Below are 26,292 nucleotides of genomic sequence, written 5' to 3'. Positions count from 1 at the left end.
TCCGGTGAAAAGAAAGTCGCCTAGGCGAACCTGGCGGTTGATGCTCATCGGCACACAAGGGCACCTCCAAAAACGGCGGCGAATGACCTTGCTCACGGGAAATGATGACCGTTCGTCAGTGGTGACTGAGAGGTCATTCTTTATCGCGGCGTGTAAACTGCGCGCCAGTGTTTTGGCCCGCGTCACCCGTCTAGCTTTTGGACGTGCTCTTGAAACCTTCAGTCTGCCTACGGTAAGCGCAAAACCGACCGTATCTTGACCGGAACGCCTATTCTGGTCAATACGGCAAAATGGTCAGTCATAAGCCGCGTTGCTTTGATTTACCTAGCCTGCGGGCAATTCAAACAAACGTTTGTATTGGACGCTGCCAGTGGTCTATATATAATGCGCCACCTAGAGAGAAAGGTGGGTCTTGCCGTTGCCGCAAGACGACACCGAACCTCCACCCATTAGAAAAAAAGCCTGTTGAGCCTTGAGTAGGAGATAGCCTGTGGAACGCGAATACATGGAATTCGACGTGGTCATCGTCGGCGCTGGCCCGGCGGGCCTGTCCGCCGCCTGCCGACTGAAGCAGAAGGCCGCCGAAGCCGGTAAAGAAATCAGCGTCTGCGTGGTCGAGAAAGGCTCCGAAGTCGGTGCTCACATCCTTTCCGGTGCGGTGTTTGAACCCCGCGCCCTGAACGAACTGTTCCCGGACTGGAAAGCGCTCGGCGCCCCGCTCAACACCCCGGTGGTGCGCGACGACATCTATGTACTGCGCAGCCCCGAAGCCTCCACCAAGGTTCCTGACTTCTTTGTGCCCAAGACCATGCACAACGAAGGCAACTATATTATCTCCCTGGGCAATCTGTGCCGCTGGCTGGCCCAGCAGGCCGAAAACCTGGGCGTGGAAGTCTACCCAGGCTTTGCCGCGCAGGAAGCGCTGTTCGACGAAAACGGCGTAGTGCGCGGGATCATCACCGGCGACCTCGGCGTCGACCGCGAAGGCAACCCGAAAGAAGGCGTGTACACCCCAGGCATGGAGCTGCGCGGCAAGTACACGCTGTTCGCCGAAGGCTGCCGCGGGCACATCGGCAAGCAACTGATCCAGCGCTTCAACCTGGACAGCGACGCCGACGCCCAGCACTACGGCATTGGCCTGAAAGAAATCTGGGAGATCGACCCGGCCAAGCACCAACCAGGCCTGGTGGTACACACCGCCGGCTGGCCGCTGGACATCATGAGCGCCGAAAACACCGGCGGCTCGTTCCTCTATCACCTGGAAAACAACCAGGTGGTCGTGGGCCTGATCGTCGACCTGTCCTACAGCAACACCTTCCTGTCGCCGTTCGATGAGTTCCAGCGCCTCAAGCACCACCCGGTGCTGGCCCAGTACCTGGAAGGCGGCAAGCGCATCAGCTACGGCGCCCGTGCCATCTGCAAAGGCGGCCTGAACTCGTTGCCCAAGATGGTCTTCAAGGGCGGCGCGCTGATCGGTTGCGATCTGGGCACGCTGAACTTCGCCAAGATCAAAGGCAGCCACACCGCGATGAAGTCCGGCATGCTCGCCGCCGACGCCGTGGCCGATCGCCTGTTCGCCGAATCCGAGGGCGGTGATGAACTGACGGCTTACGTCGACAGCTTCAAATCCAGCTGGCTCTACGAAGAACTGTTCGCCAGCCGCAACTTCGGCCCGGCGATGCACAAGTTCGGCCCGATCATCGGCGCCGGCTTCAACTGGTTTGATCAGAACATCCTCGGCGGCAAAATGCCGTTCACCCTGCACGACACCAAGCCGGACTACGCCTGCCTCAAGCTGGCCAAAGACAGCAAGAAGATCGATTACCCGAAACCCGACGGCAAGCTGAGCTTCGACAAGCTGAGTTCGGTGTTCATCTCCGGTACCAACCACGAAGAAGAGCAGCCGTGCCACTTGAAACTCAAGGACGCGAGCATCCCGATCGGCACCAACCTGCCGCTCTACGATGAACCGGCGCAACGCTACTGCCCGGCCGGCGTGTATGAAGTCATCACCAAGGAAGACGGCGAGAAGCGCTTCCAGATCAACGCCCAGAACTGCGTGCACTGCAAGACCTGTGACATCAAGGACCCTTCGCAGAACATCACGTGGGTCACGCCGGAAGGCGCGGGTGGGCCGACTTACCCGAATATGTAAATTGTCTCAGGGTGAAACTCGGTCAAATGTGGGAGGGGGCTTGCTCCCGATGGCAGTGTGTCAGTCAGCCTAGCTGTAGCTGACCCACCGCTATCGGGGGCAAGCCCCCTCCCACATTTTTAACCTGATTATGTCAGGGATATTCAGGCAGCTCGCTCTTCACCGGGGTTACGCAGAAAGTAGCGCTTATATTCCCGACTGAACTGCGACGTACTCTGGTACCCCACGCTGTGCGCCGCCTGGGCCACGCCCATGCCGTCCACCAGCAGCAACTGCTGGGCCTTCAACAGCCGCAATCGCTTGAGGTACTGCACCGGCGACAACAAGGTGCAGCGCTTGAAGTGCTCATGAAACGTCGACGCGCTCATATGCGCATAACCGGCCAGCGTTTCGATATTCAGCGGCTCGGCGTAATGGGCATGCAGATGATTCAACGACGTGGCGATCCGCGAAAACTGCCCTTGCTGCTCCACCAACGCACGCAGCACATCCGCCTGTGGCCCACGCAGCGCGGTAAACAACAATTCACGAATGCGTGCGGGGCCCATGATCCGGCTTTCCAGTGGATCGTGCAGGCACTGCAACAGCCGCTCCACACAACCGCGCATGGCGTCATCGAGCACCACCGAACTCATCGACTCCAGGGTCTGCGCCGTCGGCGGCGGCCCGGCCTGCATGCCCATGGCCATCACCAATTCGCCCAGCACTACGCGGTCGATCCCGACGGTCACGCCCAGCAGCGGCGCACCGGGGGCCATGGCGAACGTCTCGCACTCGAACGGCACCGGCATGGCCTGGATCAGGTAATGCCCGGCGCCGTACTCCAGCGTGCGCGGCCCCAGGTACGCAAGCTTGCTGCCTTGGGCCACGAACATCAGGCTCGGCTCGTAGATCTGCGGCCCGCGCGCCACGTCGCAGCTGGCGCGCAGCACTTGCACACCGGGCAGGTGGGTCGGCGAGAAACCATCGCGGGGCGTAAGCCCCTCAATCAGGGAAACCAGCGTGGCGTTGGCGTCGAGATGGCGGGTCAACAACATGGCAAAAAACTTCGCGAAAAAGGATGTGAGCATCATCGCAGGTCTGGCGGCCGATAGATCCAAACCCAGGGCACTCCCGGACGAATAGGCATGAGACTCGGAGCAATCGCCATGGCCGCGACACAGGCTGGCGCGGAGAATGGCCCGCCTCACTTTTCAATGCTTTTGCGAGGTTTTGCCCATGTACACCGCTATTGGTTATGCCGCCCAGTCGGCCACCACTCCCCTCGCCCCCATGTCGTTTGAACGCCGCAGCCCGCGCGCCGATGACGTGGCCATCGAGATCCTCTACTGCGGCGTCTGCCACTCCGACATCCACCAGGCGCGCAACGAATGGGGCATCGCCGTGTACCCGCTGATGCCGGGCCACGAGATCGTCGGCAAAGTCACCGCCGTTGGCGCCAGCGTCACCGCGCACAAAGTCGGCGACCTGGTCGGCGTGGGCTGCATGGTCGATTCGTGCCGCCACTGCGACGCGTGCAAATCGGATCTGGAGCAATACTGCCTCGAAGGCCCGACCATGACCTACGCCACCCCGGACCGTGTGGACGGCAGCAACACCATGGGCGGCTACTCCGACAGCATCGTGGTCAGCGAGCACTTTGTGGTGAAGATCCCGGCCAAGCTCGACCTGGCCAGCGCTGCGCCGATCCTGTGCGCGGGCATCACCACCTACTCGCCGCTCAAGCACTACGGCGTGAAAGCTGGCGATAAAGTCGGCATTCTCGGCATGGGTGGCCTGGGCCACATGGGCATCAAGTTCGCCAAGGCGATGGGCGCTGAAGTCACGCTGTTCACCCGCTCCGCGAGCAAGGCTGAAGAAGGCCGTCGCCAGGGCGCCGATCACGTGATCGTGTCCACCGATGCCGAGCAGATGAAAGCCGCCGCCGGCAGCTTCGACTTCCTGCTGGACACCATCCCGGTGCAACACGATCTGAACCCCTACCTGGATACCCTGCGCTTTGACGGCGTGCATATCCTGGTCGGCCTGATCGAGCCGGTAGACCCACCGGTACACGCCGGCAAGCTGGTGATGAGCCGCCGCGTATTGGCCGGGTCGCTGATCGGCGGCATTGCCGAAACCCAGGAAGTCCTGGATTTCTGCGCCGAGCATGACATTACCTGCGACATCGAAATGCTCGACATCCGCCAGATCAACGAAGCCTACACCCGCATGATCGCCGGTGATGTGAAGTACCGCTTTGTCATCGACATGGCGACCCTGAAGGCCTGATCAGGCCTTCGCGCCCAACTCCGCGGACAGCCGGGCTGCGACCTGTTTGATCACAGGGATCAGCTCGGCCATTTTTTCCAGCGGCATGTAGGGCACGGTACTGGCGATGCTGATGCCGGCGACAATACGCCGGCTGGCATCGCGCACCGGTGCCGCGACACAACGGATCGACGGTTCGTTGTCTTCCAGATCAAACGCGTAGCCTCCCACCACATACTCACGCATGCGCTGCTCGAACTGCGCCCAGGATTGTTCTGGATGCTGCGGCCATTGCAGGTTTTTCCCACCCGCCGGCTGGCTGACGTCGTACAGGCGCTGCCACTCCTCCACCGTGTCATCCAACAGCAACGCCTTGCCGATCCCGGTGCGCGCCAACGGCATGCGGTGGCCGACCCGTGAGCGCATTTCCGGCCCGTTGCGGCCGGGGTTCTTGTGCAGGTAGAGCACGTCGTCGTATTCGCGAATGGCCAGGTGGATGGTGTCGCCGGTCAGCGCCGAGAGTTCATCCAGATACGGTATGGCCAAGGTCACCAACGGCAGCTCTTCGCGGGCCTGGAAGCCCAACTCGATCAACTTGGGCCCCAGCAGGTAGCCGACTTGCGGCACCACGCGCAGGTAGCGCTCGTCCACCAGGCAACTGGCCAGGCGGTGGGTGGTGCTGCGGGTCGTGCCGATGCGCCTGGCGATCTCTTTCAAGTCGCGCGCACCAGCCGCCACCGCCTGCACCACGCCCAGGCCACGCAGCAAGGTCTGGGTGCCGGTGGGGGCGGCGTCTTTGACGGGGGTGTGGGCGTTTTCCTGCATGTCGGGCCTATAAGTGTGAAAGCGGGGGCATTATGACAAATACCGATCGGCAAAACAGTGGAGATCCAAATGTGGGAGGGGGCTTGCCCCCGATGGCGGTGGGTCAGCTACCGATGTGTTGACTGACACAATGCTATCGGGGGCAAGCCCCCTCCCACATTTGGATCTCTACATGGCATGGCTTTATCGCTGTTTCATACGGTCGATAATCACCGCCAGCAACAGGATCGAACCCCGGATCACATACTGGTAAAAGGTGTCGATGTTCTTGAGGTTCATCGCGTTCTCGATGATCGCCAGAATCAGTACCCCGGCAATCACATGGCGGATCATGCCGATGCCGCCGCTCAGCGACACGCCACCCAATACACACGCCGAAATCACCGTGAGTTCGAAGCCCTGGCCGATCATCGGCTGGCCCGAGGTCATGCGCGACGCGAGGATCACCCCGGCCAGCGCACCGATCAGGCCGTGCACGGCAAAGATGATGATCTTGGTGCGATCAACGTTCACCCCGGCCAGCAACGCTGCCTCCTGGTTGCCGCCAATCGCCATGGTGTTGCGCCCGTAGGTGGTGTAGTTGAGCAACCACCCGAAGAACACAAAGCACAGCACGGTGATGATGATCGGCACCGGCACGCCCAGCAGTTGGCCGTTGCCGAACACGAAGAAGCCTTCGTCCATCACCCCCACCGCCTTGCCGTTGGAGAAGATATAGGCCAGGCCGCGCACGATCTGCATGGTCGCCAACGTCGCGATCAATGCATTGATGCGCAACTTGGCGATCACGATGCCATTGATCAGCCCTACCACGAGGCCCATCGCCAAGGCCGCCGATACGCCCAGCACCACGCTGTCGGTGTCGCGGATCACAATCCCCGCCACCACCCCGGCGCAGGCGATCACCGACCCCACCGACAAGTCGAAATGCCCCGACGCCAAACAGAACAGCATGGTGCACGCGGCGATGCCCACGGTGGAAATCGCCAGGCCCAGGCCGCGCATGTTCAGCGGCGAAAGGAAGTTGTCGATGAACACCGCGCTGAGCACAAAGATGCTCAACGCGGCCAGCAGCATCACCCAGTCATCGAGGAACTTGCGCTGGTTGAAACCCGGCCAGAAGCCCTTTGCAGTTTTTACCTGAGACATACCCAAACCCTCTTATTCTTCAAGCCCGCGAACGCGGGAGCGCCAGTTGCAGCAGGCGTGCTTCATCCGCTTGATCGCGGGTCAATTCGCCGGTCAGGGCACCTTCGCTCATCACCAGGATGCGGTCGGAAATACCCATCACTTCCATCAGGTCGCTGGACACTACGATCACCGCAATGCCGCTGGCGGCCAGGTTATGGATGATCTGGTAGATCTCCGACTTGGCGCCGATGTCGATGCCGCGGGTCGGTTCGTCCAGCAGCAAGACTTTCATCGGCATCGACAGCCAGCGGCCAAGAATGGCCTTCTGCTGATTGCCGCCGGACAGGTACATGATTTTCTGTTCGGCATTCGGCGTTTTGACTTTCATCGCCTTGATCTGCTGGTCGGCGTTACCCTTCTCCCAGCCGTCGCGCAGCAGCCAGCCAAACGTGGAGTGTGCGCCACGCGCGCTGATATTGATGTTTTCGGCCACACTGGACAGCGGGATGATGCCTTCCTTCTTGCGGTCCTCCGGGCACAGCAGCACACCGGCGGCGATGGCATCGCGGGGCGAGCGCAGCTGCAGTGTTTGCCCACAGAGTTCAAGGCTTCCAGCAGTGCTGCGGGTCAAACCGCTCAGCAGCCGAAACAGCTCCGTGCGCCCCGCCCCCACCAGCCCGAACAGGCCGAGAATCTCGCCCTTGTGTACAGCCAGACTGACCGGTTCCCGCAGGCCAGGCCCGAGCAACCCGTCGACCTTGAGCGCCACGTCGCCCTGCTCACGCGGCCGGTAATCGTAGATGTCCTGAATATCTCGGCCGACCATGCACGTCACCAACTGGTCGTGGCTCAGCGCGCTCATGTCGTCGAAAGTGCGCACGTAGCGACCATCCTTGAACACCGTCACGGCGTTGCAGATGCGGAACACCTCTTCCATGCGATGGGACACGTAGAGCACCACTTTGCCCTCGTCGCGCAGGCGCGTGATGATCGCCATCAGCCGGTCAATTTCCCGCGCGGACAAGCTGCTGGTCGGCTCATCAAAGGCAATCACATGCGCACCACGCGACAGCGCCTTGGCGATTTCCACCAGTTGGCGCTGGCCGAGCGACAGCCGCCCGAGTTTCTCGTCCGGGTCGATTTCATCGGCCAGGCCTTTAAGGCAGGCCAACGCCTGCTTGCGCAATTGACTGCGATTGACCACGCCAAAGCGCGTCGGCAAGTGCCCCAGAAACAGGTTTTCGGCCACGCTCATTTCCGGCACCAGGTGCAGCTCCTGGTGGATCACCGCCACGCCGCTGGCGATGCTGTCGGCGGCGGACTTGAAGTCCATGGTCTGCTCGCCGATCTGCAGCGTGCCACTGCTGGGCAGGTAGGCACCGCCGAGGATTTTCAGCAGCGTCGACTTACCGGCGCCGTTCTCGCCCATCAGCGCGTGCACCTCACGCGGCCGCGCCTCAAAGCTGATCTGCGCCAGGGCTTTTACACCGGGAAACTCCTTGCCGATGCCATTGAAACGCAGGGCCGCCCCGTTCATTTCCACAACCCGATCTTGCTCAATTCTTCTTTGAAGTTGGCGCGGGTGATCAGGGTAACGTTGTCCAGGGCGGTGAACTTGGCGGGCTCGGTGCCTTTGGTGACCCACTCGAACATCGCGCTGGCGGTTTTGTAGCCCGAGGCGTCCGGACTCAGCAGCATCGAGCCATAGAAGCCGGTGTCGGACTTCTTGAGTTCTTCGATGGCGTCAGTGCCGTTGATGCCCACGCCAATCACGTTGGCCGCTTTGAAACCGGCGCTTTCCGTGGCGCGCACGCCGCCGAGTACGGTGCTGTCGTTCATGCCGCCGATCAGCAGGTTTTTCGCGCCGCTGGGCAACTTCACCAGGGCCGAGTTGGTGGCGTCCATGCTGCCGGGAACGTCGAGGGTTTTCTGCGCGCTGAACAGAATATGGTCAACCGGCAGCCCAGCAGCCTTGAGCCCTTCCACCGAACCGTCGGTGCGCTTCTTGCCGGTTTCCAGCTCGTCGAAGGTGTTGATCACGGCGTAGGTTTCTTTCCAATCCCAGCCGCGTTTTTTCGCCTCGGTGGCCATGGCCTCGCCTTGTTTCTGGCCGATCTTGTAGGCGTCCAGGCCAACGTAAGGCACGTCTTCCATAGGCTTGCCTTTGGCGTCGACGAAACGGTCGTCCACCGCCAGCACCTTGAGGTTATTGAGCTTGGCTTTGGCCATGATCGCCGGGCCCAGGGACACATCCGGCGGGCAGATCACAAAGCCCTTGGCGCCATTGGCCGCCAGGGTGTCGATGGCCGACAGGGTTTTCTCACCATCGGGCACGGCGATCTTGATCACGGTAAAGCCCTGGTCCTTGCCGGCCTTTTCAGCGAACGCCCATTCGGTCTGGAACCAAGGTTCTTCGGCTTGCTTGACCAGGAAACCGATCTTCACTTCTTCGGCGAGTGCCACGCTGCTGAACGCCATCGCGAGCGCCAGAGTGCCTAGTGTCTTCTTGAACATGAGCCACCTCTTGTTGTTATTGAGTGCTGCAGGTTTTAGTCGTGATACATCACAGACCGCCCGCCATCGATCATCAGGCAGGTCGCATTGATAAAGGGGGCTTCGTCGGTGGCCAGGAACAGCGCGCTCATCGCCACCTCGATCGGCTGGCCGATGCGCTTGGGCGGGTGCAGGTCGAAGGCGCGCTGGCGCTCGGCATGGGGGTCGGGGAAACCGTTCCAGTAATCGACGTTGAGCTGCGTTTCGATATAGCCCGGCGCGATGGCATTCACGCGGATGCCCTTGGGCGCGTATTCGATGCCGAGGGCGCGGGTAAGGCCGAGCAGGCCGTGCTTGGCGACCGGGTACGGAAAGCAGCCGGGAATGATGTGGCTGGAATGGGTGGACGCGATATTGATGATGTTGCCGATGCCCTGTTCGATCATGTGCGGCAACACACTGCGGCAGCCGTACCAGGCGCCGTCGAGGTCGATGGCGAAGCAGCGGCGCCAGTCTTCGTCGGTCATCTCCAGCGGGTCGCGGAACACATTGACCCCGGCGCAGTTGACCAGCACGTCCACGCGGCCAAAGCGCTCGATGGCCACATTGACCAGCGCCTGCCATTGCTCCCTGGAGGTGATATCGACGGGCTGCGCAAAGATCTCGGCGCCGCGTTCGCGCCAATGGGCGGCGACTTTCTCGACTTTTTCGGCCTGGATATCGGCGATCACCAGGCGTGCCTGCTGGGCCTGGAAACACGCGACGATCGCCTCGCCGATGCCTTGGGCGGCGCCGGTGATGATCACTACTTTGTTCTTCAGCCGTTCGCCGTAGGTAGGCTCGGGCACGGCGGGTAACGACAACGGTTGGGGCTGCATCGCTTCACCTGTTTTATTTTTGGTAGTGAGTGCTGATGCAGGCGACTATAAACCCATCTTTTGAAATATCTCAATATATAAATTTGCATCCCATATAGTGAGCTAAAGCCAAAAAAATGTGGGAGGGGGCTTGCTCCCGATGGCAGTGTGTCAGTCAGCAATTGTTTAGCTGACACACCGCTATCGGGAGCAAGCCCCCTCCCACATTTGAACTTCAGTGCTTTCGCAAATCAGCTTTCAACCCAGGGCGAAGTCGCGCAGTGCATCGCCTTCCATGCGGTAGCGCACCCACTCTTCCTGCGGCTGGGCGCCGATGGATTTGTAGAAGGCGATTGCCGGTTCGTTCCAGTCCAGCACGCTCCATTCGAAGCGCCCGCAGCCGTTGTCGCAGGCGATTTTGGCCAAGTGGCGCAATAACTTCTTGCCCGCCCCGCCGCCCCGCTGTTCGGGGTTGATGTACAGGTCTTCGAGGTACAGGCAGTTGCTGCCCAGCCACGTGGAATAGCTGAAAAAGAACACCGCGAAGCCAATCGGCAAGCCATCCCGCAGGCAGATCAGGCCATGGGCAGTGGCGCCCTCGCTGAACAGGCTGCGCTCGATATCCACCACACTGGCAATCACTTCATGCCGGGCCTTTTCGTATTCGGCCAGCTCGGTGATGAACGTCAAAATCTGCGCAGCATCGCTGGGCACGGCGGGGCGAATCTCGATGGACATGGGCAAGCCTTGGGCAATTTCAAAGCCCACATACTAAGGGGGTTTGGTGACGGATTGCAGTGCAATTTGATTACTCCGGCCTGGCGTAATGCAAGCACCAGCAACCACAGAACAAATCCTGCGGGCGTGCGTGGTAAACAGTCGGGCATAACTCCAATGACGTCCAGGCTACCCCATGCATTCCACACCCGCCGTGAATACCAAGCTGTTCGCCTTGTTTTGCCTGGCCAGCTTCTTGTTGTCGCTGTCCTATGGCTCAACATTTCTGCTGTCGCTGCTGATTCATTCGCGAGGCGGCAACGAGCATGATGCTGGCAGCGTGATTTCCACCGCGATGCTCAGCACCTTCGTGGCGGTGCTGCTCTCGGGGCACCTGGCCGATGCATTGGGCGCGGCGCGGGCCATCGCGGGCATGGGTCTGTTGCTGGTAGTGGCGTGCCTGGGTTTTGCCCTGACGCCGGGGTTTGGCCAAGGTTTGATGCTGTTCGGCTTGGCTCTCGGGTTGGGCTGGGGCGTGTTCTATACCTTGGGCCCGATCATCGTGAGCCTGTTGGTGGAGCCCAAGCAACGGGCCAGGTATTTCGCCCTACTGTCGGGCAGCATGTTGAGCGGCATCGGTTCCGGCCCATTGCTCGGGCGCGCCGCGAGCGCGCTGGCGCTGCCCCTGACGACCGCGTTCTATATCGCGGCCGTGGCCAGCCTGGCCGGGGTGCTGCTGTTCTGGCGGATCGGCGCACAATTCAAGCATCACGCAAACGCGCCTACCTCGAGGATTTCCTGGGGCACCAGCCGCCGCGTGCTGTCGTCCAAAGCCGCGTTCGCGATCCTGATGGTCGGCCTGGGCGGCTGTGTATTTGGCGGGCTGTCATCATTCCAGACCAGCTACGCCGCCGCGCGTGGCCTGGATTATTCGCTGTTCTTTGCAGGCTTTCTGAGCGCCGCGATCAGCAGCCGCCTGTTGATCGCCGGGTTTGTGGTCAGGCGCGATGCCTACTGGGCGGCCTGCGTGTTGTCGGGGACCATGCTCGGGGCCATCGCCCTGTTTGCCGTTGGCGTGACCGGCAACCTGAGTTACCTGCTGGCGGCTGCCATGCTGGGGCTCGGTTACGGCCTGACGTATTCCGTGATCAACGGCCTGGTGGCCAATGAAGCGCCGCCCGGCACGACACCCCAGGCGCTGTTGCTGTTCAGCCTGGCCTACTTTGTCGGGGTGTTCGGGTTTCCTTGGCTGGCGGGCAGGATCATCGTCGACTACGGCCTGTCGGCACTCATGCTGAGCGTACTGGCCATCGCCGCGTTGAATTGGCTGATCACCGTGGCACGTCTGCTGGAACGCCGGTTTTTAACACACAAAATCTTACAGGTGACTTGCTACCGTTCGTCGCCATCAAGGCACGAACGCGAAAGCCGGGCTGACCAATAGAGGGTAAGGACATTAATCATATGGAGACACCCTCATGAAGAATTCCAAGTTTGCTGCTCTCGCCCTCACTGGTCTGCTGTCGGCTGCGTCGTTGAGCGCATTTGCCGCCACTACGTCCACCGGCAAGACTGACCCGGTCGGCAGCCCGCCGAGCCCAGCCACCCAGGAATCGCAGGATTCCATGGGCACCGGCCTCGACACCAACGGTGGCGCCGTCATCGACAACAGCGCCGACCCGCGCACCAAAGGCAACGACACCCAGCGCCAAGCGCCGGCTGCTGTCGGTAACGGCAAGATGGGCCCTGCGGTCAATCAACCCGGGATCAACAAGGGCGATGACTCCAACGTGCCAGGCGCGCCAAAACAGCCTGCGCCTTGATCCATCGCCTGCAAGACGAACACCCGATCATTTCCCAGTGAAGAGGTACGCATGAACGTCGATAGAAACCTTGAAAAAGAAGTCCTCACCCGCCTGCTGCACGCTCACCCCAACGGGCTGGGCAAGGAGGTGTTGGATAACTATCGCGGGGAGAAGGAGGTGGCCAGTGTCTTGGCGTTTCTCCAGGACCGCGGGCTTATCAAGGATGGGCATGTGACCACCGACGACGCCGGTGAATATTCGTTGAACCTGCCGATCAAGCTGACCGCGTCCGGTGTGGATGAGGCGCGCAAGCTTGAAGGTGAAACACGCCAGTAGCTCGAACGTAAAAAAAAATGTGGGAGGGGGCTTGCTCCCGATGGCGGTGGGTCAGCTAAACAATTGCTGACTGACACACTGCCATCGGGGGCAAGCCCCCTCCCACTTTTTTGCTCGTGTTTATCCGGCGAGTAATGCGTCGACTTCGAGAGTGCCAGGCGAAGTTGCCGGGCCCCAACGCGTCACCGCCAATGCCGCCGCCGCATTCGCTCGGCGTGCCGCCACAGCCGGTGCGAGGCCGTTGGCCAAGCCGGCGATGAATACGCCCGCATGGGCATCCCCCGCGCCATTGCTGTCCACCGCCTTGACCTTGAAGCCGGGCACATGCTCCAGCTCACCCGCACGCCCGACCCAGCAGCCATTGGGCCCATCGCGCACCACCAGCAGGGTGTCTGCAGGCAGGTGGCGATTCAACGCGGGCAACGCCGCACGAATATCGGTCGCGCCGGTAAACGCCAGCGCCTCCGGGCCATTACTGGTCCAGATGTCGATGCGCGGCAACAACGCGCGCATCAATGCCGATTCCGGCGCCTTGACCAGCGGGCCCGGGTCGAACACCACCACGGTCTGCCGGGGCAATGCCAGCAGCCAGTCGATCAGCGGTTGCGCCTTGCCCTCAAGCAGCAGGCTGTAGCCGCTGACATACACATAGTCGTCAACCTGCGGCACCACGCTGGCCAAGTCCTCGGCACTCAGTTCGCCCTCGGCCCCGATATGGGAAATGAACGTGCGCTCGGTGCTGGCCTCGGTCAGCGACACACACAAACCGGTGTCCTTGCCGCTGCTGGCGGCCAGGGCCATTTCGATGCCCTCGGCCTGCATCGCCGCGCGGGCCAGGTCGCCGAAGCGCCCCTCGCCGTGGCGACCCAGGTAGGCCACCGGCAAGCCATTGCGCCGCGCGGCGGCCATCACGTTGAAGCCTCCGCCGGCTTCGAAACTGGCCGATTGCGCCAGTACATCACCGCCGGTGGCCGGCAAGGTATCGAGGGCCATGACCAGATCGACGATGACCTGGCCGGTGTGCAGCAATCTAGACATTGTGGCTCTCGACTAATGCCGGACGACGGTCAGCCGCGCCGCCCAGTAACGCATAGATTCCGCCGGCCACCACGAAGGTGACGATCCAGCCCAGGCCGTTGTGGCCCAGCCAGGAGTCGGACAACGGCCCGGCGAACCAGATGTTGTCGGCGGTGGTGCCGATGGTGGTGAAGCTGAAACCCAACACGATCGCCACGGCCCAGGCGCCGAAAGCGCGCCACTCGACACCGCCGCGATACCAGTAGGCGCTGCTCGGGCTGACGTCCAGCAGGTCCTTGGGGCTGTAGTAGTGACGGTGGATCAGGTCGACCACGAAGATCCCGACCCAGGCAGTGATCGGCACCGCCAGCAACGAGATGAAAGTAATGAACGGGCCGTAGAAACTGTCGGCGATCAGCATGAAGTAGATCGAACCGGCGAAGATCGCCACGATATCGACAATCACCGCGTGCACGCGCTTGACCTTGAGGCCGAGGGTCAAGGTGGTGAGGCCCGCCGAATACACCGAGAGGTTGTTGGACAGCAGCAGCCCGCCGAACGCGGTGATCAGGTACGGCACGGCCATCCAGGTCGGCAGCATGTCGCGGATCGCGATAATCGGGTCAGTCGCCGAGGCCAGGTCGTTATTACCCACCGACAGCAGGCCGCCGAGGGTGATCAACAGCACCAGCGGAATCCCCGCGCCAAACGCGGCCGACGCCACCAGGCGCACAGCCTTGACGCTGCGGTGCTGGTAGCGCGACATGTCGGCACCCGCGTTGGCCCAGCCGATGCCCGTACCGGCCGCCATGGTGCCGACGCCGATGATCATCGCGCTCAGCGGCGCCGGGGTGGCGTTGAACACCGCGCTCCAGTCGATGGTGGCGCAAAGGAAACCGCCGACCAGGATATTCAGCGCGCCGAACACATACGTCGCCCACTTCTGGATCACCAGCAAAGTGGCATGGCCCAGGCCGGACACGGCCAGGGTCAGCAGCACGAAAATGGCGATGAAGATCAGGGTCAGCACCGGTGCGCTCTTGGCCTCGACCGGCGAACCGAACAGGATCGAACACAGCGACAGCAACACGAACGCCGCCGTGGTGGTGTTGACGGTTTCCCAGCCCAGGCGCGACATCAGCGACACCAGGGTCGGGCCGATATTGCCGCGCACGCCGAAGATCGCGCGGGACAAGGTCAGGCTTGGCGCGCGACCACGACGCCCGGCAATCGAGATGATGCCCACCACGGCGAAGGAGCCGGCGGCGCCGAGGATCGCCACGATGACCGCCTGCCAGATGGCCAGGCCACGAAACGCAACCAGCGTGGCGCCCAGCGGCAAACCGAGGATGCTGATATTGGCCGCAAACCACACCCAGAACAGTTGCAGCGGGTGGCCGTTGCACTCGCCTTCCGGGACCGGTTCGATACCACGTGTTTCCAATTGCCCGGCAGTTTGGCCGGAAGAGGTACTGCTCATGAGGGGTGCTCCTGGTGCCTGTATTGTTGTGGTTGTGGCAGATCTGCAAATAGCAACGCTTACTCGGTCTCGATGACTCGACACGATCAACTGTGGGAGGGGGCTTGCTCCCGATGGCGGTGGGTCAGTGGACACAACTGGTACGGATCCGTCGCCATCGGGAGCAAGCCCCCTCCCACCTGTTTGCCTGCGGCGCTTAGCGCATTTCCAGCAGCCCTTCAATCAACGGCTGCAGGTCCAGGCCATTGACGGCCTTGACCTGTTCGATCATCGCCGGCGGCCAGCACTGCATCCCCAGGCACGCGCCCAACATGGCGCCGAGGATCGCAGCGATGGTGTCGGTGTCGCCGCCCAGGCTGGCAGCCAGGCAAAGCGCTTCGAAGGCCTCCAGCGCGCCCACCGCCACTTGCTGGGCAAGGGCAAACGAGACCACGACCGATTCCTGGGAGGCGACCGAAGTACCGATCAGCTCGTAGAGCAGGTCGGCAAACAAGGCTTTGTCGCCGCTGCCGACGCTCAACGTGCGCGCCCAACTGATTCGCGTGGAAATCCGCCCACCGGCAACCCAGTGGCCATGGCTTTCGGCCTCTTGGGCGACCTGCGTGCCGATGTTCAAGGCTTCACCCAGGTCCACCCCGTTGATGCCGGCCGACACCACTGCCGCCACCGCCGCCGCGCTGGAGATACCCAACGTGGTGTTATGGGTCACCTGGCACGCTTGAATCACCGCCTGGATAAACCGCGCCGGGTCGCTGACATCGGCGGCGACCCCCACCGGGGTGATGCGCATCGCCGCACCATTGGTCGTGCCGTAACGCCCGGACTCTTCCGGGGTGTGGCCAGCCAGAATCATGTCGATCGCACGCTTGGTGGACGGGCCGAGCAGATCCTGCGAGCCCTTGGCCCGCATCACTGCTTCCCAGTCGATCAGGCGCTGGGCGAGTACGGTGGGTTCGATCTTGCCGCGGCCTTCCACCAGCAACTCGCCGACCAGGATCGCCTGTTCGGTGTCATCGGTGATGGAGCCGGCCGGCATGTTGGGCGCAATCGGCTGGTTGGCGTCGGCATCTTCCAGTGCCGTGATGGCACCGAAGCGTTGTTGGACTTGTTCACGGCTCAAGGACTGGGTGGGCATGCCCAAGGCATCGCCCAGGGCCAGGCCGTAAAAGGCGCCGAGGGCGCGGGTATGCTGGGTCATTTCGAAGATCCAAATTGCAAGTGCAGGCGAAAGTGCACAGGGTCAAGCAAGCTTTCGACGTATTCCATGAAACGCCCGCGCCGGTCGTAAGTGGTACGCGACGCCTTGAGAAACACTGTGCCCGCCGGGCGGCCCAGCAGTTGGGCATCTTCGTCGCTCAAAGGCTCGGCGCCGATCCACTGGTCACCGTCAGCGCCCACGTAGCCATAGGCGGCCAGGGTAATGGTCAGGGAGTTGTCGATCAGGCCCACGCGAGGGAGGCTTTCCAGGTTACCGGACGCCGGCATCAGCGAGCGCTCCAGGGACACCGCCGTGCCGTCCGTGGTGCGCCGACGGCGGTCGAGGGCAATGAACCGGTCGCTGCCGAACCGGGTGAGCAAGTCCTCGCGGGTCACGGCCTCAAGGCGCAGGATATCGGTGAGCACCAGCGCGCCGGTGTCGGCGAAGGCCTGGGCCCAGCCGTTGCGCTGGTCGAGCACCATGCCGTCAAAGGTGACGATGGAGCCGACGCCGCTTTGGGTGGCGATGTAATTACGGCGCTTGAGCTCGGCGAGCGCTTCACGCAGGGTGCCACGGCTGACCGCAAACTCTTCGGCCAGTTGATGCTCGCCCGGCAGCAGGAAACCGTCGGCCATCACCCCGCCCTCGATACGGCGGATAAGCTCGTCGACGACGCGTTTTTTCTTATCAAATCGGACATGTCTAATCATGTACAAATTGATAACCGAAAGCGCCTGATTACAGCAAGCGAATTATTTCAGGGAAATGAAAAAAGCGGCCTCAGGGCTCCAGGCCAATACGGAAAAATTCCCCACCACTCCATACGCCGAGCCAGTTCTGACCATTGATCGGACGGCTTACCGCCAATTCCACCATTTGGTAGAACACGTTGCGATGGACCAGGGCCTCGAGGTTGGTGCGTACGCGCAGGTACGGCGAAGGCTCCTGGGTCACCGGGTCGACGACCACCCGTAACGGGTGTTCAAGACCCGCATCGATCGTCTCGTCCACATTAGTGGTAAAGCGCAACACCTGGCTTTCGCCCTGCCCCAGCACTTCAAGGGTTACGGCGACAAATGGCGCATCATCGACGGTGATGCCGACTTTTTCCACGGGCGTGATCAGGAAGTAATCATCGCCGTCGCGGCGGATGATATTGGAGAACAGTTTGACCATCGGCTTACGCCCGATCGGCGTGCCCTGGTAGAACCAGGTGCCGTCGCGGGCGATGCGCATGTCGATATTGCCGCAGAAATCCGGGTTCCACAGATGCACCGGCGCCGGTCCCTTGCCTTTGGGCAGTTGCGCCAACAGATCATTGGCCTTGGCGGAATCGGTCATACGGGCGCTCCCCTGTTACTGATCGCTCATGCCCAGCAGGCCTCGGGCGTACTGCGCCAGGGGGCGGGCAATCAGATCTTCTGGCTTGTTGTCGTGGAACGTCAGTAAACCGCCACGACTGCGAATCCGTGCAGTATCAATCAAATACTGGGTGCTGGTCTCGATCAACATGATCTGGATAACGCCGTTGTCCAGGCCAAGCCGATCCAGGGCCTCTTGGTCCGCCCACTCATCGGCGTTGCCGATACGGTCGTCCGCTGCGGCAAAACGACAGTACAACAGATAGTGGGCGCCCGCTGCACGGGCTTCGGTCATGGCCTGCTCCAGGCCTTCAGGCTGGCGAGCGCGACGCACCATGGGGAAATATTCGACGAAACCGTTGAAGGCCTCCTCGGCTACCACATTCGGTCGCGGGTAGGCGCTGCCCGGCGGCACGAAGGCGCCCTGGGCGATAAACACAAAGGAGTCCGGCTGTATGCGCAACGAGGCGCTGCGACGGGTGTCGCTGTGATCGAGCAACCCGGCGTCGCTCATCTGATAGCGGGTGCCTTCGGCCATATCGCTGACGGTCATGCAACCACTCAGTGTCAACGACGCCAGCAACAAAACCAGACTACGCATCCTAATCCTCCAGAGGCCGGTGACGGAAAACCGGCGAATGGGCGTGAGATGCAGGTTCTGCGCCATCTTGAGAACACTGCAAATCAAATGTGGGAGGGGGCTTGCTCCCGATTGCGGTGTGTCAGCCACAGATGAGTTGACTGATACACCGCAATCGGGGACAAGCCCCCCTCCCACATTGGGTAATGTGTAATCTTGGAGAGCGGGTCAGCCGCCGATGATCTTCATGATCGTCGCGCCGCCAGAGAACGCTACCTCCTGTTTGTCACCCAGCGCCTTCATCAGCAGCCCTTGCAGGGCTGGCAGCGCTTGGTGGCGCGGTTTGTCGAGCAGGTCACCAACATAGTGGCGATTACTCGACGACAAACAGCCATGCAGCCAACCGGTAGACGACAACCGCAGCCGCGAGCAGGTGCGGCAGAACGGCACGCTTTCGTTGGCGATCACGCCAAAGAAGCCTTTGCCCGGCACTTCGTAGCGTACCGCCGTAGCGTCCACCGGGGCATTGGCTTGCAGGTACTCGTGGTGCTCGCCGATCAGGCTGAGCAGTTGCTGCAAACTGACGAACTGCTGCAGGAACGCATTCGAATCCTTGGCCAAATGGCCCATGCGCATCAACTCGATAAAACGCAGCTCGTAGCCACGCTCCAGGCAGTAGTCGAGCAGCGGCATCACCTGGTCCAGGTTCTGACCGCGCAACGGCACCATATTGACTTTGATCTTGATCCCGGCGGCGCGGGCCTGGTCCATGCCGTCGAGCACCGTGGCCAGGTCGCCGCCACGGGCGATGCTGCGGAAGGCGTCGGCGTCCAGGGTGTCGAGGGAGACGTTGATACGCCGAATCCCGGCGTCCACCAGCAGCGGCAGTTTGCGCGCCAGCAGTTGGCCATTGGTGGTCAGGCTGATGTCACTGAGGCCCATCCCGCCGACTGCGCCCATGAAGGCTTCCAGCTTGGGGCTGACCAGCGGCTCGCCGCCGGTGATACGCAGGCGGTCGATACCCGCCGCCTCGATCAGGTAAGCCACGCCACGGGCCATGGCTTCGGCCGAGAGTTCGTCCTGGGCAGCCACCAGCCGCTTGCCGTTGGGCACGCAGTAAGTACAGGCGTAATTGCAGGCTGAGGTCAGGCTGATCCGCAAATTGCGAAAACGCCTGCCTTGACGATCAACGATCATGGATCACTCCGGCAGAGGATGATTCGGGCGCGCTAAAAGCTGACCTATAAATCAGCTTTTAGCAAGATCCTTGCCTGAGTATATTCCTGGGGTACTGCAGCTGGCTTTAAATAATCAGGGAGCAGGCGTTTCTACGGGCGCCGGGAGCACTTCGGTGCTGTGCTTGCGCTTGTTGCCCATGCGCACGCCGATGTCCATCAGGAACTGGAAGAAACCTTCCTGATCTTCCAGCACATTGCTCCAGAACGGCGAGTGGTACAGCGCCACGGCGCCATGCACCAGGGCCCAGGCCGCGCAGTAATGGAAATACGGCGGTACGTCTTCCAGCTTGCCTTCGCTGATACGACCTTTGATCAACAGGGTCAGGCGTTCGAAGTTCGAGGCACGGATCTTGTGCAGCTCCTCGACCATTTCCGGCACCTGATGGCCCTTGACCACCTTCTCTTCCAGGCGGTCGAACAAGCGGTAGCGCTGCGGGTCGCGCATGCGGAACTCGAAGTAGGCGCGCGACAGCGCCTCCTTGTCCTTGTCGACATCGGCCGAATGCAGCAGCTCATTCAAGTCGCGCTCGTAGTCGAGCATCAGGCGCAGGTAGATCTCGGCCTTGGACTTGAAGTGTTTGTAAATCGTGCCTTTGCCGATACCCACGGCATCCGCAATCATCTCGACGGTGACGCTGTCTTCACCTTGTTCGAGGAACAACTTGAGTGCGGTGTCGAGAATTTCCTGCTCACGGCGGCGAAACTCACGGACCTTACGGGGTTCTTTGTGCATGAGGAAGAGGTCTGCAGAGGTCGGAAATAGGGAGGGTCGCGCAGGGCCACGAATACATGGCGATACGAATTACCCAGTGCGAGGGATTATCCCGACTGAACGGTCGTTGGGCAACGCCTATGTGAACCCGCAACGCACTTTACTTTCAGCACGCCAACGATTTCATTGATATCAGTCAGAAATAATACGCAACAACTGCCGCTGTGCACCCGCCCAATGAGAACTCAAGCGAAGCGCGCGTATTCCAAATCTGTTTAAAAAACGATCAGTCGCGACTGGACTGAATCGGATACTGATCAATACTTCAACTGTTGGCGCGGCATCTCCCCCAAGTGGCGCGTCGACCTGGGTACCGACGGACTGTGTGCCCTTGTTTACTCCTAATGGTCTTAACCCGGATTCCCCCCCCAGAACCCGGGTTTTTTTTGCCCGCGATCCGGTCGCGTCAACCGGCTACATGGGCCAGCGGGAACAAACGCTTGAAGTTGGCGGTGGTCTGCTCGGCAAAACGCTCGTAGGACTCGCCGCGCAGCATCGCCAGATAATCCGCCACGTCCCGCACATACTCCGGCAGGTTCGGCTTGCCGCGATGGGGAATGGGCGCCAGGTACGGCGAGTCGGTTTCCACCAGCAGGCGGTCGGCCGGCACTTGGCGCGCCACATCGCGCAGGGCGTCGGCATTCCGGAAGGTGACGATACCGGACAGCGAAATATAGAAGCCCAGGTCCAGGGCCGCCTTGGCCATGTCCCAGTCTTCAGTGAAGCAATGCAGCACGCCCGCCTGGGGCAACGCGGCTTCACGCAGCAGGGTCAGGGTGTCGGCGCGGGCGCCTCGGGTGTGGATGATCACCGGCTTACCGGTTTGCTGGGCGGCTTGCAGGTGCAGACGGAAGGATGCCTGCTGCAGTTCGGCGGCTTCTGGCTCGTAGTGGTAGTCCAAGCCGGTTTCGCCGATGGCCACCACGCGAGGGTGGTTGAGTTCGCCCAGCAGCCAGTCGAGGGCCGGGGCTTCGCCGGGCTTGAGGTCCAGCGGGTGGATACCCACGGAACAATCCACGTCGGCATAACGATCAGCCAGCGCTTTGACGTCGGCAGCATTTTCAGCGCTGACGCCGATGCACAGGAAGTGCCCTACCCCGCGCTGACGCGCCGCCTCGAGGGCAGCGTCAAGGGAGCCGCCGTGCTGGGCGAGGTCGAGGCGATCAAGGTGGCAATGGGAATCTACGAGCATAGGAAATTACAACTTGGTTCACGGGAAGTGTCTGGCCAACGATACACCCGTCGGCCACAGAAATTAACGCCGGCCGAGCAGGCCGACCCACTGCACCAGCAGTGCTTCAAGCAACAGCACCCGGTTGAGGTTGGCCTTGCCGAGCACCTTCTGGCGCTGGGCAAGAATCCAGTCCTGGATGGCCAGCACCTTGTCCTGGGCACTCTTCTGCGCAAGGTACTGCACGACTTTGCGCATATCCGGCAGGCCCAGGCCGCTTTCATCCTGGGTCAGTTGGTAGCGCAGGATCAGGCTCGACCAGTCGCAGAACCAGTCGAACAGCAGCAGCAAGGGAATATCCTTCCAGGCACTTTCCGCCAATTGCGTGGCCGACAGCTCCTGCTTGATCAGTTTCTTCACCCCATCCACGACCAACGCGCGCTGCTCGCGCACGCCTTGGGCGTGCAGCTTCACCGCCGCCAAGGGGGAGCCGGCCGCCAGGGTCAGCAGTTCGACGCGCTCGTCGGCCGAGCACTCCGGCAGCGCCTGTGCCAGCCATTGCAAACTCATGGCCTCGCTCGGCAGAGGGCACGCCTGCTGCACGCAACGGCTGCGGATGGTCGGCAACAAGCGGCTGGACTGATGACTGACCAGCAACAGCACCGTATCGCCGGAAGGTTCTTCGAGGCTCTTGAGCAAGGCGTTGGCAGCGTTGATGTTCATCGCCTCCACCGGCTCGATCAGCACCACCTTGCGCCCGCCCATCTGCGCGGTTTGCACCACAAAGCTGACGAGATCGCGCACCTGGTCGACCTTGATCGCCTTGTCGGCTTCTTCCGGTTCCAACAGGTAGTTGTCCGGGTGGCTGCCAGCCTTGAGCAGCAGGCAGGATTTGCACTCGCCGCAGGCGTGCAGGTTGACCGGACGCTGGCACAGCAGGCTGGCCATCAGCCGCTCGGCCAGGGCGCGCTTGCCGATACCCGCCGGCCCGTGCAACAGGTACGCATGGGCGTGCTGGGCACGGCCGGCCAGCTGTTGCCAGAGGCTGTCCTGCCACGGGTAGGCGTCAGCCACGGGCGCGCTCCAGCAGGTTGGGCAGCAAGGCATCGATGGCCAGTTGTACTTGGGTCAGCGGCTGGGCGGCGTCCAGCAAGTGGTAACGCGCGGGTTCCGCCTGGGCGCGCGTGAGGAAGGCGCTGCGCACGGCGGCGAAGAACGCCTGGCCTTCCAGCTCGAAACGGTCGAGACGCCCACGCGCACTGGCACGTGCCATCCCCACCTCTACGGGCAAGTCGAACAACAGGGTCAGGTCGGGGCGCACGTCGCCCTGAACGAAGGTTTCCAAGGTAGCAATGCGCTCCAGGGACAAGCCGCGACCACCGCCCTGGTAGGCATAGGTGGAATCGGTGAACCGATCGCAAATCACCACCGCACCGCGCGCCAGGGCCGGGCGGATCACCTCAGCCAGGTGCTGGGCGCGGGCGGCAAACACCAGCAGCAGCTCGGTGTCCGGGTTCATCTGTTCGTCGCCCGGGGCCAACAGCACCTCGCGGATGCGCTCGGCCAGCGGTGTACCGCCAGGTTCACGGGTCAGCACCACCTCAATACCCTCGGCGCGCAAACGCTCGGCCAGGTAATCGCGATTGGTGCTCTTGCCGGCGCCTTCGGGGCCTTCCAGGGTGATAAACAAGCCAGTCACAGGCAGTCCTTAGTCAGAGTCATTGCGGGCTTTGCGGTGCGGCGGTGTCCGGCGCAGGCTCGGCAGGTGCATCAGCCGGCGAGGTTGCATCTTCGGCAGGCTTTACCACTGGCGCCGGGCTGGAGCGGTAATCGGCGCGGCGCTTGAGCTGGAACTCACGCACGGCGGCATTATGCGCATCCAGGTCGTCGGAGAAAATATGGCTGCCATCGCCACGGGCGACGAAATACAGGCTGCTGCCCGGCACCGGGTTGAGCGCCGCATGGATCGCCTCACGGCCGACCATCGCGATCGGCGTCGGCGGCAAGCCAGCAATCATGTAGGTGTTGTACGGGTTGGCTTCCTTGAGGTGCGCGCGGGTCAACTTGCCGTTGTAGCGCTCGCCAAGGCCGTAGATCACGGTGGGGTCGGTCTGCAAGAGCATGCCGATCTTCATGCGACGCACGAATACCCCGGCGATCTGCCCACGCTCCTCGGGTACGCCCGTCTCTTTTTCCACCAGGGACGCCATGATCAGCGCCTGGTAAGGATCGGTGTAGGGCACATCGGCGGCGCGCTTGCTCCACTCCTGGGCGAGTACTTCATCCAGACGGTTGTAGGCTTTCTTGAGAAATTCGACGTCGGTCATACCGCGCACGAAGCGGTAAGTATCCGGAAAAAACCGTCCTTCGGGGAACACGCCCGGGTGGCCGAGTTTCTCCATCACTTCGCTGTCACTCAGGCCTGAAAGGCTCTGCACGATCTTTTCATGCTTGGCCAGGGCCGAGCGGACTTGGCGGAAATTCCAGCCCTCGACCAGCGTGAGGCTGTATTGCACCACTTCGCCCCGCTGCCACAGGCCGATCAGGCTTTGGGCGGTCATGCCAGGGGTCATGCGGTATTCACCGCTGTGCAGCGGCTGCCCTTCAAGGTTGAAACGCCAGTACAGGCGCAACCAGAAGGCGCCGTCGAGCACGCCGTCGGTTTCCAAGCGATTGAAGGTGCCGGTGGGGGTCGCCCCGGCCGGTACATCGAGCAATTGCTCCTGGGTCAGATTCAACGGCTGCTTCAGGGCAGAATCGAGTTTCCAGGCGCCAAAGCCCAACAGCAACGCCGCCGAGAACAGGCAGATCAGCAGCAGTACAACCAGTTTTCGTATCAACTCAAATATCCAATAGCGCGCGAACAATGGCCTGCAGTTTACGGGTGAGCGGCCCAACCGGCCAGCTCATCGCAGCGCAGCCACGCACCGGCCAAATGCCATAGACGCTGTTGCAGACAAAAACTTCGTCGGCCAGCTGCAGTTGCTCAAGGCTGATGTCGGCCACGGCCACCGGGACGCCCAGGGCTTGCGCGTGGTGCAGAACCTCGGCGCGCATCACGCCGGCAACACCGCAACGATTCAGATCAGCGGTTAGTAACAAACCGTTGCACACCAGGAACAGGTTGCTGAATACGCCTTCAATGACGCGCCCGGACATATCCAGCATCAAGCCTTCGGCATGCGCGGCATCCTGCCATTCGGCGCGGGCGATCACTTGCTCCAGGCGGTTGAGGTGCTTGAGGCCGGCCAGCAGCGGCTGCTCGGACAAACGCGTGGCGCACGGAAACAGGCGGATTCCGTCGGCTCCATAGGCCTGGGGATAGGTTGCGGGCGGACTGCCCTGCAGGATACGGCGCACCGCAGCGTCGGGGTTGATCCCGTAACCGCGCAGGCTGTCGCCACGGGTGAGGATCAGTTTGAGAACACCATCGCCGAGGGCGGCGGCGTAGGCCAGCACTTCGCTGCGGATCACTGCCGAGTCGGCCGCCAAGGCGAGCCGCCTGCACCCCTCATCGAGGCGTTGCAGGTGACGGTCGAGCAGCACCGGCTGCCCGGCCTTGACGGCGATGGTTTCGAACAGCCCATCGCCATACGCCAGGCCGCGATCTTTCAGGGGCACGCTGTCCGCTGGCTGACCGTCGACCCAGCTATGCATCACTCGGCGAACCGGCGGAACACCAGGGAACCGTTGGTGCCACCAAAGCCGAACGAGTTGGATATGGCCACGTCGATCGGCATCGGCTGCGCTTCGTGAGGCACGAAGTTCAGGTCGCAGCCTTCGTCCGGCTCATCGAGGTTGATGGTCGGCGGCGCGACCTGATCCTTGATGGCCATGACGCTGAAGATCGCCTCGACCGCGCCTGCCGCACCCAACAGGTGACCGGTCATGGACTTGGTGGAACTGACCGCCAGCTTGTAGGCATGTTCACCGAACACCGACTTGATGGCTTGGGCTTCCGCCAGGTCGCCGGTTGGGGTCGATGTGCCATGGGCGTTGATGTACTGAACCTGCTCCACATTGACCTTGGCATCGCGCAGGGCGTTGGCAATGCAACGCGCAGCACCGGCGCCGTCGGAAGGTGGCGACGTCATGTGGTAGGCGTCACCGCTCATGCCAAAGCCGATCAGCTCGGCATAAATCGTCGCACCGCGCGCCTTGGCGTGCTCCAACTCTTCCAGCACCAGGGCACCGGCACCGTCGGACAGTACGAAACCGTCGCGGCCCTTGTCCCACGGACGGCTGGCCCGGGTCGGCTCGTCGTTGCGGGTCGACAGCGCACGGGAGGCACCGAAGCCGCCCATACCGAGGCCGCAGGCCGCCATTTCGGCGCCGCCGGCGATCATTACATCAGCTTCGTCATAGGCGATGTTGCGCGCCGCCATGCCGATGCAGTGCGTGCCGGTGGTGCACGCCGTGGCGATGGCGTAGTTAGGCCCCTGTGCGCCCAGGTGGATGGACAGGAAACCGGAAATCATATTGATGATCGAGCCCGGCACGAAGAACGGTGAAATTCGACGGGGGCCGGAATCGTGCAGCGTGCGGCTGGTTTCTTCGATATTGGTCAAACCGCCAATACCCGAACCCATGGCCACGCCGATGCGGTCACGGTTGGCGTCGGTGACTTCCAGGCCGGCATTACGCACCGCCTGAAAACCGGCTGCCAAGCCGTATTGAATGAACAGGTCGAGCTTGCGGGATTCTTTGATCGAGAGGTATTCCTCGACATTGAAGCCCTTTACCGAGCCGCCAAAACGGGTGGAATAGGCAGAAAGGTCCGTGTGTTCGATCAGACCAATACCACTGTGGCCAGCCAGAATGCCCTGCCAACTGCTTGGCACATCCGTGCCCAGTGGCGACAACATACCCATACCGGTGACTACGACGCGTCTACGCGACACAGCAC

26 protein-coding genes are annotated in these 26,292 nt (G+C 61.9%); 5 read left to right on the top strand and 21 right to left on the bottom strand.

What is annotated here, in order from left to right:
- The first annotated feature begins 490 nt into the window (after positions 1-490).
- Complete coding sequence (locus GIW02_RS04895; protein WP_015885406.1) at positions 491-2,155, top strand: electron transfer flavoprotein-ubiquinone oxidoreductase; 1,665 nt, start codon at positions 491-493, stop codon at positions 2,153-2,155.
- 143 nt (positions 2,156-2,298) lie between these two features.
- Here GIW02_RS04895 and GIW02_RS04890 read toward each other — a convergent pair whose 3' ends face one another.
- Positions 2,299-3,192, bottom strand: coding sequence for an AraC family transcriptional regulator (locus tag GIW02_RS04890; protein WP_236411805.1), 894 nt, complete (start codon positions 3,190-3,192; stop codon positions 2,299-2,301).
- 181 nt (positions 3,193-3,373) lie between these two features.
- Here GIW02_RS04890 and GIW02_RS04885 point away from each other — a divergent pair, with 181 nt between their 5' ends.
- A complete protein-coding gene (locus tag GIW02_RS04885) occupies positions 3,374-4,426 on the top strand; it encodes an NAD(P)-dependent alcohol dehydrogenase (RefSeq protein ID WP_236411806.1) in 1,053 nt (350 codons plus the stop codon).
- On the opposite strand, the gene GIW02_RS04880 is transcribed toward GIW02_RS04885, so the two are convergent.
- From GIW02_RS04880 to GIW02_RS04855, 6 genes are all read right to left on the bottom strand, one after another.
- Complete coding sequence (locus GIW02_RS04880) at positions 4,427-5,230, bottom strand: IclR family transcriptional regulator (protein WP_236411807.1); 804 nt, start codon at positions 5,228-5,230, stop codon at positions 4,427-4,429.
- A gap of 183 nt (positions 5,231-5,413) precedes the next feature.
- Positions 5,414-6,379, bottom strand: a complete 966-nt coding sequence (gene araH / locus GIW02_RS04875; protein WP_236411808.1) for an L-arabinose ABC transporter permease AraH — start codon at positions 6,377-6,379, stop codon at positions 5,414-5,416.
- A 19-nt stretch (positions 6,380-6,398) separates the two neighbouring features.
- Positions 6,399-7,898, bottom strand: a complete 1,500-nt coding sequence (araG, locus tag GIW02_RS04870; protein ID WP_236411809.1) for an L-arabinose ABC transporter ATP-binding protein AraG — start codon at positions 7,896-7,898, stop codon at positions 6,399-6,401.
- Positions 7,895-8,875 carry a substrate-binding domain-containing protein gene (locus GIW02_RS04865; RefSeq protein ID WP_236411810.1) on the bottom strand — a complete coding sequence of 327 codons (981 nt, stop codon included), beginning with the start codon at positions 8,873-8,875 and terminating at the stop codon, positions 7,895-7,897. The genes araG and GIW02_RS04865 overlap by 4 nt, the downstream gene beginning before the upstream one ends.
- A 35-nt stretch (positions 8,876-8,910) precedes the next feature.
- Positions 8,911-9,732, bottom strand: a complete 822-nt coding sequence (locus tag GIW02_RS04860) for an SDR family oxidoreductase (RefSeq protein WP_236411811.1) — start codon at positions 9,730-9,732, stop codon at positions 8,911-8,913.
- 237 nt (positions 9,733-9,969) lie between these two features.
- Positions 9,970-10,449, bottom strand: a complete 480-nt coding sequence (locus GIW02_RS04855) for a GNAT family N-acetyltransferase (protein ID WP_236411812.1) — start codon at positions 10,447-10,449, stop codon at positions 9,970-9,972.
- Between the two features lie 175 nt (positions 10,450-10,624).
- Between GIW02_RS04855 and GIW02_RS04850 the strand changes: the two genes are divergently transcribed.
- Genes GIW02_RS04850 through GIW02_RS04840 form a run of 3 tightly spaced genes read left to right on the top strand, consistent with a single transcriptional unit; the run spans position 10,625 to position 12,569 of the window.
- Positions 10,625-11,872, top strand: coding sequence for an MFS transporter (locus tag GIW02_RS04850; RefSeq protein ID WP_236411813.1), 1,248 nt, complete (start codon positions 10,625-10,627; stop codon positions 11,870-11,872).
- 34 nt (positions 11,873-11,906) lie between these two features.
- Positions 11,907-12,251, top strand: a complete 345-nt coding sequence (locus GIW02_RS04845) for a hypothetical protein (RefSeq protein WP_236411814.1) — start codon at positions 11,907-11,909, stop codon at positions 12,249-12,251.
- A 51-nt stretch (positions 12,252-12,302) separates the two neighbouring features.
- Positions 12,303-12,569 carry a hypothetical protein gene (locus GIW02_RS04840; RefSeq protein ID WP_236411815.1) on the top strand — a complete coding sequence of 89 codons (267 nt, stop codon included), beginning with the start codon at positions 12,303-12,305 and terminating at the stop codon, positions 12,567-12,569.
- Between the two features lie 120 nt (positions 12,570-12,689).
- Here GIW02_RS04840 and GIW02_RS04835 read toward each other — a convergent pair whose 3' ends face one another.
- The 14 genes from GIW02_RS04835 to fabF all read right to left on the bottom strand — a co-directional run bounded on the left by GIW02_RS04835 (position 12,690) and on the right by fabF (position 26,287).
- Positions 12,690-13,607: a PfkB family carbohydrate kinase gene (locus tag GIW02_RS04835; protein ID WP_236411816.1), complete on the bottom strand. Its 918-nt coding sequence runs from the start codon at positions 13,605-13,607 to the stop codon at positions 12,690-12,692.
- A complete protein-coding gene (locus GIW02_RS04830) occupies positions 13,600-15,066 on the bottom strand; it encodes a cytosine permease (RefSeq protein WP_236411817.1) in 1,467 nt (488 codons plus the stop codon). The genes GIW02_RS04835 and GIW02_RS04830 overlap by 8 nt, the downstream gene beginning before the upstream one ends.
- A gap of 196 nt (positions 15,067-15,262) precedes the next feature.
- Entirely contained in the window at positions 15,263-16,264 is a 1,002-nt protein-coding gene (locus tag GIW02_RS04825; protein ID WP_236411818.1) for an ADP-ribosylglycohydrolase family protein, read from the bottom strand.
- Positions 16,261-16,974 (bottom strand): GntR family transcriptional regulator, encoded by a 714-nt coding sequence (locus tag GIW02_RS04820; RefSeq protein ID WP_236411819.1) that lies wholly within the window; start codon positions 16,972-16,974, stop codon positions 16,261-16,263. Before GIW02_RS04820 ends, GIW02_RS04825 begins: the two co-directional genes overlap by 4 nt.
- A 70-nt stretch (positions 16,975-17,044) precedes the next feature.
- The gene (locus tag GIW02_RS04815; RefSeq protein ID WP_236411820.1) at positions 17,045-17,605 is read right to left on the bottom strand and encodes a DUF1285 domain-containing protein; all 561 of its coding nucleotides are present in this window, start codon (positions 17,603-17,605) and stop codon (positions 17,045-17,047) included.
- A 15-nt stretch (positions 17,606-17,620) separates the two neighbouring features.
- Entirely contained in the window at positions 17,621-18,226 is a 606-nt protein-coding gene (locus GIW02_RS04810) for a DUF4823 domain-containing protein (RefSeq protein WP_236411821.1), read from the bottom strand.
- Positions 18,227-18,433: 207 nt separating this feature from the next.
- On the bottom strand, positions 18,434-19,402 hold the full coding sequence (locus GIW02_RS04805) for a radical SAM protein (protein ID WP_236411822.1): 969 nt from the start codon (positions 19,400-19,402) through the stop codon (positions 18,434-18,436).
- A gap of 114 nt (positions 19,403-19,516) precedes the next feature.
- A complete protein-coding gene (locus GIW02_RS04800; RefSeq protein ID WP_236411823.1) occupies positions 19,517-20,176 on the bottom strand; it encodes a TetR/AcrR family transcriptional regulator in 660 nt (219 codons plus the stop codon).
- A 445-nt stretch (positions 20,177-20,621) separates the two neighbouring features.
- Positions 20,622-21,407 carry a TatD family hydrolase gene (locus GIW02_RS04795; protein WP_236411824.1) on the bottom strand — a complete coding sequence of 262 codons (786 nt, stop codon included), beginning with the start codon at positions 21,405-21,407 and terminating at the stop codon, positions 20,622-20,624.
- Between the two features lie 63 nt (positions 21,408-21,470).
- Positions 21,471-22,460 (bottom strand): DNA polymerase III subunit delta', encoded by a 990-nt coding sequence (locus GIW02_RS04790; RefSeq protein ID WP_236411825.1) that lies wholly within the window; start codon positions 22,458-22,460, stop codon positions 21,471-21,473.
- Positions 22,453-23,085: a dTMP kinase gene (tmk, locus tag GIW02_RS04785; RefSeq protein ID WP_236411826.1), complete on the bottom strand. Its 633-nt coding sequence runs from the start codon at positions 23,083-23,085 to the stop codon at positions 22,453-22,455. The genes GIW02_RS04790 and tmk overlap by 8 nt, the downstream gene beginning before the upstream one ends.
- 19 nt (positions 23,086-23,104) lie before the next feature.
- Positions 23,105-24,226: an endolytic transglycosylase MltG gene (gene mltG / locus GIW02_RS04780; RefSeq protein WP_236411827.1), complete on the bottom strand. Its 1,122-nt coding sequence runs from the start codon at positions 24,224-24,226 to the stop codon at positions 23,105-23,107.
- A gap of 1 nt (position 24,227) precedes the next feature.
- The gene (gene pabC, locus GIW02_RS04775) at positions 24,228-25,043 is read right to left on the bottom strand and encodes an aminodeoxychorismate lyase (RefSeq protein WP_236411828.1); all 816 of its coding nucleotides are present in this window, start codon (positions 25,041-25,043) and stop codon (positions 24,228-24,230) included.
- Positions 25,043-26,287 carry a beta-ketoacyl-ACP synthase II gene (gene fabF / locus GIW02_RS04770; protein ID WP_236411829.1) on the bottom strand — a complete coding sequence of 415 codons (1,245 nt, stop codon included), beginning with the start codon at positions 26,285-26,287 and terminating at the stop codon, positions 25,043-25,045. Before fabF ends, pabC begins: the two co-directional genes overlap by 1 nt.
- Between the last annotated feature and the right edge of the window lie 5 nt (positions 26,288-26,292).

The sequence above is a fragment of the Pseudomonas syringae genome (genome assembly GCF_021606685.1).
GTDB lineage: Bacteria > Pseudomonadota > Gammaproteobacteria > Pseudomonadales > Pseudomonadaceae > Aquipseudomonas > Aquipseudomonas syringae_R.
The sequence above is the reverse complement of the archived record's forward strand: the minus strand, read 5'-3'. Positions and strand labels throughout refer to the sequence as shown.

What these genes read in the sequence shown, in the direction of transcription:
- GIW02_RS04890 (WP_236411805.1), bottom strand. Translation starts at nt 3,192, where the DNA reads ATGTTGTTGACCCGCCATCTCGACGCCAACGCCACGCTGGTTTCCCTG.
- GIW02_RS04885 (WP_236411806.1), top strand. Translation starts at nt 3,374, where the DNA reads ATGTACACCGCTATTGGTTATGCCGCCCAGTCGGCCACCACTCCCCTC.
- GIW02_RS04880 (WP_236411807.1), bottom strand. Translation starts at nt 5,230, where the DNA reads ATGCAGGAAAACGCCCACACCCCCGTCAAAGACGCCGCCCCCACCGGC.
- araH (WP_236411808.1), bottom strand. Translation starts at nt 6,379, where the DNA reads ATGTCTCAGGTAAAAACTGCAAAGGGCTTCTGGCCGGGTTTCAACCAG.
- araG (WP_236411809.1), bottom strand. Translation starts at nt 7,898, where the DNA reads ATGAACGGGGCGGCCCTGCGTTTCAATGGCATCGGCAAGGAGTTTCCC.
- GIW02_RS04865 (WP_236411810.1), bottom strand. Translation starts at nt 8,875, where the DNA reads ATGTTCAAGAAGACACTAGGCACTCTGGCGCTCGCGATGGCGTTCAGC.
- GIW02_RS04860 (WP_236411811.1), bottom strand. Translation starts at nt 9,732, where the DNA reads ATGCAGCCCCAACCGTTGTCGTTACCCGCCGTGCCCGAGCCTACCTAC.
- GIW02_RS04855 (WP_236411812.1), bottom strand. Translation starts at nt 10,449, where the DNA reads ATGTCCATCGAGATTCGCCCCGCCGTGCCCAGCGATGCTGCGCAGATT.
- GIW02_RS04850 (WP_236411813.1), top strand. Translation starts at nt 10,625, where the DNA reads ATGCATTCCACACCCGCCGTGAATACCAAGCTGTTCGCCTTGTTTTGC.
- GIW02_RS04845 (WP_236411814.1), top strand. Translation starts at nt 11,907, where the DNA reads ATGAAGAATTCCAAGTTTGCTGCTCTCGCCCTCACTGGTCTGCTGTCG.
- GIW02_RS04840 (WP_236411815.1), top strand. Translation starts at nt 12,303, where the DNA reads ATGAACGTCGATAGAAACCTTGAAAAAGAAGTCCTCACCCGCCTGCTG.
- GIW02_RS04835 (WP_236411816.1), bottom strand. Translation starts at nt 13,607, where the DNA reads ATGTCTAGATTGCTGCACACCGGCCAGGTCATCGTCGATCTGGTCATG.
- GIW02_RS04830 (WP_236411817.1), bottom strand. Translation starts at nt 15,066, where the DNA reads ATGAGCAGTACCTCTTCCGGCCAAACTGCCGGGCAATTGGAAACACGT.
- GIW02_RS04825 (WP_236411818.1), bottom strand. Translation starts at nt 16,264, where the DNA reads ATGACCCAGCATACCCGCGCCCTCGGCGCCTTTTACGGCCTGGCCCTG.
- GIW02_RS04820 (WP_236411819.1), bottom strand. Translation starts at nt 16,974, where the DNA reads ATGATTAGACATGTCCGATTTGATAAGAAAAAACGCGTCGTCGACGAG.
- GIW02_RS04815 (WP_236411820.1), bottom strand. Translation starts at nt 17,605, where the DNA reads ATGACCGATTCCGCCAAGGCCAATGATCTGTTGGCGCAACTGCCCAAA.
- GIW02_RS04810 (WP_236411821.1), bottom strand. Translation starts at nt 18,226, where the DNA reads ATGCGTAGTCTGGTTTTGTTGCTGGCGTCGTTGACACTGAGTGGTTGC.
- GIW02_RS04805 (WP_236411822.1), bottom strand. Translation starts at nt 19,402, where the DNA reads ATGATCGTTGATCGTCAAGGCAGGCGTTTTCGCAATTTGCGGATCAGC.
- GIW02_RS04800 (WP_236411823.1), bottom strand. Translation starts at nt 20,176, where the DNA reads ATGCACAAAGAACCCCGTAAGGTCCGTGAGTTTCGCCGCCGTGAGCAG.
- GIW02_RS04795 (WP_236411824.1), bottom strand. Translation starts at nt 21,407, where the DNA reads ATGCTCGTAGATTCCCATTGCCACCTTGATCGCCTCGACCTCGCCCAG.
- pabC (WP_236411828.1), bottom strand. Translation starts at nt 25,043, where the DNA reads ATGCATAGCTGGGTCGACGGTCAGCCAGCGGACAGCGTGCCCCTGAAA.